This is a genomic window from Xylophilus sp. ASV27, from assembly GCF_016428875.1.
Lineage (GTDB): Bacteria > Pseudomonadota > Gammaproteobacteria > Burkholderiales > Burkholderiaceae_C > Xylophilus.
The window spans coordinates 1-6,980 of sequence record NZ_JAELTO010000161.1; the positions used below are offsets into that span (position 1 = coordinate 1).

At 68.5% G+C, this 6,980-nt stretch carries 6 protein-coding genes and 3 pseudogenes; 3 read left to right on the forward strand and 6 right to left on the reverse strand.

Going from position 1 to position 6,980, the window contains the following annotated elements; genetic code table 11:
- Positions 1–368: 368 nt before the first annotated feature.
- The 5 genes and pseudogenes from JHD63_RS21185 to JHD63_RS21195 form a co-directional block, all read right to left on the reverse strand.
- Complete coding sequence (locus tag JHD63_RS21185; protein ID WP_198972782.1) at positions 369–1,358, reverse strand: tripartite tricarboxylate transporter substrate-binding protein; 990 nt, start codon at positions 1,356–1,358, stop codon at positions 369–371.
- Positions 1,355–1,957 (reverse strand): sensor histidine kinase, encoded by a 603-nt coding sequence (locus tag JHD63_RS25080; RefSeq protein WP_370590604.1) that lies wholly within the window; start codon positions 1,955–1,957, stop codon positions 1,355–1,357. The genes JHD63_RS21185 and JHD63_RS25080 overlap by 4 nt, the downstream gene beginning before the upstream one ends.
- Positions 1,958–2,374: a hypothetical protein gene (locus JHD63_RS25085; protein ID WP_370590605.1), complete on the reverse strand. Its 417-nt coding sequence runs from the start codon at positions 2,372–2,374 to the stop codon at positions 1,958–1,960.
- Positions 2,349–2,483 (reverse strand): hypothetical protein, encoded by a 135-nt coding sequence (locus tag JHD63_RS25090; protein WP_370590606.1) that lies wholly within the window; start codon positions 2,481–2,483, stop codon positions 2,349–2,351. The genes JHD63_RS25085 and JHD63_RS25090 overlap by 26 nt, the downstream gene beginning before the upstream one ends.
- Positions 2,484–2,653: 170 nt before the next feature.
- A pseudogene (locus JHD63_RS21195) lies at positions 2,654–3,269 on the reverse strand (response regulator).
- On the opposite strand from JHD63_RS21195, the gene JHD63_RS24225 reads away from it, so the two are divergent.
- A complete protein-coding gene (locus JHD63_RS24225; protein WP_233168515.1) occupies positions 3,180–3,374 on the forward strand; it encodes a hypothetical protein in 195 nt (64 codons plus the stop codon). The pseudogene JHD63_RS21195 and the gene JHD63_RS24225 sit on opposite strands and share 90 nt — an antisense overlap.
- Positions 3,375–3,534: 160 nt before the next feature.
- Here JHD63_RS24225 and JHD63_RS21200 read toward each other — a convergent pair.
- A pseudogene (locus tag JHD63_RS21200) lies at positions 3,535–4,552 on the reverse strand (Bug family tripartite tricarboxylate transporter substrate binding protein).
- A 333-nt stretch (positions 4,553–4,885) separates the two neighbouring features.
- Between JHD63_RS21200 and JHD63_RS21210 the strand changes: the two are divergent.
- A pseudogene (locus JHD63_RS21210) lies at positions 4,886–5,704 on the forward strand (Bug family tripartite tricarboxylate transporter substrate binding protein).
- 99 nt (positions 5,705–5,803) lie between these two features.
- On the forward strand, positions 5,804–6,856 hold the full coding sequence (locus JHD63_RS21215) for a porin (RefSeq protein ID WP_198972786.1): 1,053 nt from the start codon (positions 5,804–5,806) through the stop codon (positions 6,854–6,856).
- Positions 6,857–6,980 lie beyond the last annotated feature (124 nt).

A 6,980-nucleotide genomic window follows, 5' to 3' on the forward strand; every position in this document is an offset into this window, starting at 1 on the left:
GGGCGTGGGCCAGAAATGGTCGCAATCCGGCTCGCAATCGAGCCGCTGCGGCCTTCCCATCTCGGAGTTCCCGATCAACGCGACCGCGCCTCGCTGAAATCGACCGCTTGTTCAGCTTTGCCTTAGAGTGTTTCATCCTTCATTTCGCCTCCGCTTTCCCTGCGGGCTGGCCCCGGCATGCGGCGTCTGATTTGTCGCACGGCTTGCTTGTCGCACGGCTTGCCAATAGCGGTGCTATGGGCCGTGCCGCGCTTCGCGCATCCCTCCGCATGCCGGGGCCAGCACGGGGGTGAAATGAAGGATGACAGGCCCTAGTGCCGGCGGCAGCGGGCCGCGGCGCGGTGAGTTCCGGCCGCTGGCGCTGGGCGCTACCAGCGCCGCAGGCCCAGTTCGAAGGCCAAGTGCCGGTAACGCTGCAGTTCGCGCTGCACGAAGTCATTCAGCGCCGCGCCGGTCAGCGAGAACGGGTAGAGCCCCAACTGCTCGCGCAGCGCTGCGTAGCCCGGTGCGGCCATGGCCTGGCGGAAAGCCTCGCTCCAGGCATGGGCGGCGGCCACCGGCACGTCGGCGCTCAGGTACAGGCCGCGCACCGTGGGCCAGACCAGTTCCACGCCCTGCTCGCGCGCGGTCGGCATGCCGGCCAGGGTGCCGGGCAGGCGCGCGTCGGCCAGCACCGCCAGCAGGCGCAGCGGCGCAACGGCGGCGATGGCCTGCTGCGCCTCGGCCACGTCGCCCGGGAACAGGTCGACATGGCCGCCGCGCAGCGCCGAAAGCGCCTCGCCGCCGCCCTCGAAGGAGGCGAAGCGCATGGCCTTGTGGTCGCGCCCGGCGGCGCGCACCAGCAGCGCGGCCTTCATCCAGTCCTGGCTGCCCACGGTGCCGCCGGCGCCGAAGGCCAGCCGCGCCGTGTCCTGGCGCAGCGCGGCGACCACGTCCTGCAGGCGCCGCAGGGGCGAGTAGCTGCGCACGGCGATCACGCCATAGTCGGTGCCCAGCGCGGCGATCCAGCGTGCGGCGGAGTCCGGGTGCGGCCCGAAGCGGCCATGCGCCAGGTTGAGCAGCGAGCCGCTGGAGAAGGCCACCAGCGTGCCCGGCCCGCCCATGCGGCCGGTGGCGATGCGGTCGAACGCCAGCGCGCCGATGCCGCCCGGCAGGTAGCGCTGCGCCAGCGGCGGCCGCTGCGGGCGCACCGCCTGCGGCGCGTCGCGCGCCAGTGCGCAGGTCAGGTCGAAGCCGCCGCCGGCCTTGGCCGGGATCACGCACTCGGCGGCGGCGTTGCTGGGGTCGTCGCTGCCCGCGCTGGCGCGGCCTGCAACGAGCAGGGCGGCCAGGCTGGCCAGGGTCTGGCGGCGTTTCATGTGTCTCCCCGCGGCCACCACAAGGCCGCATGCAGTCCGGGTCCTGCACCGCGCGCCTCCAGGCGCAGAACGCCCCGGTGCCGCTGCGCGATCGAGCGCGCGATCGCCAGCCCCAGCCCGGAGCCGCCGGCCACCGCGCGCGTACCGCGCCGGAAGCGCTGGCCCAGGCTGCCGCGCTCTTCCTCGCTCAGGCCCGGGCCGTTGTCCTCGACCCCGACGCTCCAGCCCGCCGCGTCGCCCCCGGCCAGGAGGTTGATGGTGCCGCCCTCGGGCGTGTAGGCAATGGCGTTGGCGACCAGGTTGGCCAGCGCCTCGCGCAGCAACTGGCGGTCGGCCACGGCGGGGAAGGGCGGCGGCACGGCATGCACGCCCAGGTCGATGCGCCTGGCGCGCGCCTGGGGCAGCAGGTCCAGCGCCACCTCGCGCAGCAGCGCGGCCAGGTCCAGCCCGGCCATGTCGATGGCGTTGGTGTCGCTGCGGCCCAGCGCCAGCAACTGCTGGGTGCTGCGCGTGGCGCGCGTGATCTCGGCTGCGAGCGCGGCGAGTGCCGCCTGCACCTGGCCGGGGTCGTGCGTGCGCAGGGCGTAGTCGGCCTGCATCTACAGCGTGGTGAGGTGGGTGCGCAACTGGTGCGAGGCGTCGTCGAGGAACTGGCGCTGCTGCGCCACCAGGCCCTGCGTGCGCACCATCTGCTGGTTGACCGCCGCCACCAGCGGCCGCACGTCGGCCGGCAGGTCGGCGTCCGTCAGCGGGGTCAGGTCTTCCGGGCGACGGTTGCCGACCTCGCGTGCAAGCCGTGCACAGCAGCAGCGCCAGCACCAGCCCATCGCGCAGCGCTGCGCGCTGCACGAAGCGGCGGGTGAACTCCTGGCGCGAGCGGGTGCTCTCGGCACCCGCACCAGCACGCTGCGCGCACGGCTTCCGGCCGGCGCACGGTCCAGCTCGCGCTGGTAGGCGACCAGGCGCACCGCCCCGCCGAAGTAGCTGGCGTCATAGAACACGGGCACCTCGGGCACCTTGGGCACCAGCGTGCCGGGCGGCGCTGCCCAGCTCCACCAGCCCGTCGGAGCTGGCGGCGCGGAAGAACACCTGCCCGCTGGCGGTCAGCTCGAAGAATTCGAACATGCCAATGCTCCACTGCGCCGCGCATCACCAACAGCGTAAGAAACCCAGCGGCACCAAAGGCCACCGAGCAGGCTATGCCAAGACATGCGCGGAACCGGCTTCGCCGGGCCGCTGGACGCGCCCCCCGCAGGGGGCGCAGCGACACGCAGCGCGCGAAGCCTGGGGCTGTCTCATGCTTCCAGCGCATAGCCGAGGCCGCGCAGATTGGTGATGCGCACGCCGCTGCCCTCCAGGCGCTTGCGCAGCCGGTGCACGAAGACCTCGACCGCCTCGAGGTGTACGTCCTCGTCGTCTGGAAACACGCGCTCCAGGATCTGCTGCTTGGAGAAGGGATCGCCGCTGCGCTGCACCAGCACGCGCAGCACGGCCTGCTCGCGCGGGGACAGCGCCAGCGCCTTGCCCTGGAGCAGGAACTGCTTGCGCGCGCCGTCGTAGACCAGCGGGCCGCAGGCCAGGCGCGGGTGCTCGTTGCCGCGCGCACGGTGCACCAGGGCGTGCAGGCGCGCTTGCAGCTCGGCCAGCGCGAAGGGCTTGGCCAGGAAGTCGTCGTCGCCGGCGTTGAGCGAGCGCACCCGCTCATCGAGCGAGTCGCGCGCGGTCAGGATCAGCGCCGGCAGGCGCTGGTCGCGCGCGCAGCCGCTCCAGTACCGCATGGCCGTCGAGCCCGGGCAGGCCCAGGTCGAGCACCAGCGCGTCATGGTCGTGCTGCTGCAGCGCCCGGTCGGCCAGGCGGCCGTCATCCACCCACTCGACCTGGATGCCGGCGTGCTCCAGCGCCTTGCACAGTCAGGTGCCCAGGGTATGTTCGTCTTCAGCCAACAGAATGCGCATCGGCGGATGCTAGAGATGATGGAGGCCGCATGCCACGCGGCTTTCCCGGGGATGGGCTGAGCGCGCGCAGGCATCAGCAGCGCACCAACCACAAAGACCCCGAAAGGCCGCGGAGCAGGCCATGCCCAGACATCCGCGGAACGAACCCAGCCAGGCCGCAGGAGGTGTTCCCGGGAGGGGGCTGGCAATGACGCGAAGCGTGCAGCATGCGGATGGCCCGCTAGTCAGGCTTGATCTGCGCCCGCGCGATAACGGTCTTCCAGCGCGTCTGCTCGGCGGCGATGAACTGGGCGAACTGCGCAGGCGTGTTGCCGATGGCCTCGGCTGCGTCGCCGTTCAGGCGCTCCAGCGAGGCCGGTGCCTTCACCGCCTTGGCGGTTTCGGCGGCGAGCTTGTCCAGGCGGGCGGCGGGCATGCTGGCCGGGGCCAGCATGCCGTACCACTGAGTCATCTCGAAGCCGCGGAAGCCCTGCTCGGCCACGGTGCGCGCATCGGGCAGTTGCGGCAGCCGTCGAGCGGAGCCCGTGGCGATACAGCGCACCTTGCCCGACTTGATGAAGGGCCGCATGGCGGCGGCACCCACGGCCGAGGCCTGGAGCCGGCCCGACAGCAGGTCGGTCGGCATGGGGCCGGTGCCGCGGTAGGGCACGTGCAGCATGAACACGTTGGCGCTCATCTTCAGGTACTCGAAGGCCAACCGTCCGGCGCTGCCATTGCCGGCCGAGCCATAGCTCAGCTTGCCCGGCTGCTTGCGCGCGTACTCCAGGAATTCCTTCAGGTTCTTCGCCGGCACGTCGGGGTGCACCACGTACAGGCTGGGCACCTTGGCTAGCAGGCTGACCGGTTTGAAGTCCCGGTTGGCGTCGTAGGGCAGCTTGTCGAAGATGAAGGGGTTGACCGCCAGCGTGCCGATGTGGCCCAGGATCAGCGTGTGCTGGTCGTCGCTGCGCGCCACCTCGGCCATGGCGATGTTGCCGGCGGCGCCCGGCTTGTTGTCCACGTAGACGTTCTGGCCCAGGGTCTTGGACAGCTCGGCCGCGGTTGAGAGCGCCACGATCTCCGAACTGCCGCCCGGCGCGAAGAGCACGACGAAGCGCAGCGACTTGCTGGGCCAGTCGGACTGTGCCGCCGCCATGCCCGGCAGCAGGCCGCCGAGCGCGAGCGCGCCGCCGCCTTACGAGCCGGCGGCGGGTGGGTGTGGACAGGGCGGCCAAGCGTCCCGCAGCAATGTGTTCCATGGAGTCTCCGTCGTGGTCGGTGCAAAGAGGCAGCCATGCTGGCGGTTCCATGCTTTCAGAACTCTGTCAGTGCCGCTGTCCCTGCGGCATGCCGAATCTCACGCAATGAGAAAAACCGGAGTTTGTGGATTCCGCCGCTCGCGCGACGCCCTAAATTGCGTCCGCAGCGCGCAATGCAATCGGTCACGCACTTCAAATACTCTGTGCTGGAGACAGGCCATGTCAGGATTCGACCGCAGGCGGTTCAACAAGCTCATGGCGAGCGCGGGCGCCGCCTCGCTCATCGGCTCCCGCACCGGTGTTCACGCCGCCCCGGAGGGCAACGCGCCCGTCATGCGCCTGGTCGTACCGTTTGCGCCGGGCGGCGGCGGCGATGTGCTGGGTCGACTGTTTGCCGACAGGATGGCGGTGGAGCTGGAGCGCACCATCATCGTCGAGAACAGGCCCGGAGCGAGCACCACCATCGGTACGGATTTCGTCGCGAAATCCAGGCCTGACGGCAATACGCTGCTGCTGTCGATCCCGCTGCTGATCCAGACCTACTACCTGTTCTAGAAGCTGCCCTACGACCCGTTCACCGACCTCATACCGGTGGTGGATCTGGTGAAAAGCCCGCTGTGGATTGCGGTGGGCACGCAGCTGACCTCGGCGCAGAACATTGCACAACTGGTGCAGGAGGTGAGGAGCAATCCCAGGAGCCACATGTACGGCTCCATCGGCAATGGCTCTTCATCGCACATTCTGGGCAACCACCTGAACAGGACGGCCCACCTTGATATGGTGCATGTGCCGTACAGGGGATCGTCGCAGGTCACGATGGCGCTGATGGCCGGTGAGATCACAATGACCATTCTCGATCTCGTGACGCTCGGCCCCATGCTGTCTTCAGGAAAGATCCGGCTGATCGGCGTGACCGGCTCGGAGCGCACGCCCCTGACGCCCGATGTTCCCACGCTCGCCGAACAGGGCTTCTCGGGCTTTGAGTTGCCCACCTGGGCGGGCTTCTTTCTGCCCAAGGGCACGCCCTCGGACATCGTGCAGAAGATTCATGGCGCATCGATCAAGGTCATGAACCTGCCGGACGTGCCGCCACGACTCAAGGAGCTGGGCTACGTCGCAGGCGGACTGTCCACGGCTGATTTCCAGAAGTAGATGGATCTGGAAAGACGCCGCTGGGGGGCGGCTGATCAAAGACAGCGGCATCGAAATCTAGGCCGCGAAAACCGTTCGTCATTCACCAGAGGAGACCCCATGAAAAAGACCATCCCGCAGCGGATGTTGCCCCTGCTCGCCCTGACGTTTTGCACCTATGCGGCCGCGCAGTCGCAGCTCACGATCTACGGCATCATCGACACCAACATCGAGTACCTCGATAGCCAGCCCAAAGCCGATGGCGGCAAAGGCACTCTGCTGCGCATGAACAACTCCGGCCTGCAAGGCCCGCGCCTGGGATTCAGAGGCTCGGAGGATCTGGGCGGCGGGCTCAAAGCCATCTTCACGCTGGAGCATGGCTTCAATTCAGACACCGGAACACAGGCCGATGCCAACAAGTTCTTCAATCGCGGCGCGTTCTTGGGGCTTGAAAGCCGGCAGCACCGCGTGACGCTCGGGCGTCAGTACACCTCCATCTTCGATGCACTTCTGTTCATCTCGCCGCTGGCCTACTCCGGGGCCTATGAGCCGTTCAGCCCGCTGCTGGGCAATCTACGCAACGACAACGCCCTGAAGTACCGCTTCAACGTGGATGCCATCCAGGCGCAGGCGCACTACGCGTTCGGCGAGCAGACCACATCGAAGTCCGCCAACGCCGCATGGGGCGGCTTCGTGAGCTACGTGAAGAGCGGCCTGAATGCGACCATCACGGTCGATCAGCAGAACGGCGCAGACGTGAAGGGGGCGCACCCCCGATCGCGCAAGTTGGCCACGGCCGCGAGCTATCAACTCGTCCCCGCGCTGCGCCTGTCCGGCGGCTACCGCTGGGGCGAGAACAAGACCGAAACGGGTGTCACCGCCCTGCGTGATGACTTCTGGTGGGTGGGGGCGAACTACCAGCTCAGCACAACGCTGGTGCTCAACGCGGCGTACTACCAGAACAACGTGAAGACGCGCAACGGCGCAGGCAACCAGCCCACGCCCAAACAGATGACCGTGCAGGCCATTTACGCGCTGTCCAGGCGCACCAATCTGTACGCGGCGGCGGCGCATGTGCGCAGTGCGGGGGTGAATTTCTCCGCGCTCAGTACGCTGTCGGCGGGCTCCAGGAACCAGTCCGGCATCAGCCTGGGCGTGCGCCATCGCTTCTAGTCTTACTGTGTCATAAAAGATGCTTTGCGCTTGCCCTTCCGCAGCATGGGCACTGCCCGAGACGAGCGATCAACTGATAGCTCAGTCGATGACGCAGTGTCGTGATCGACGTCGCCACGTGGCG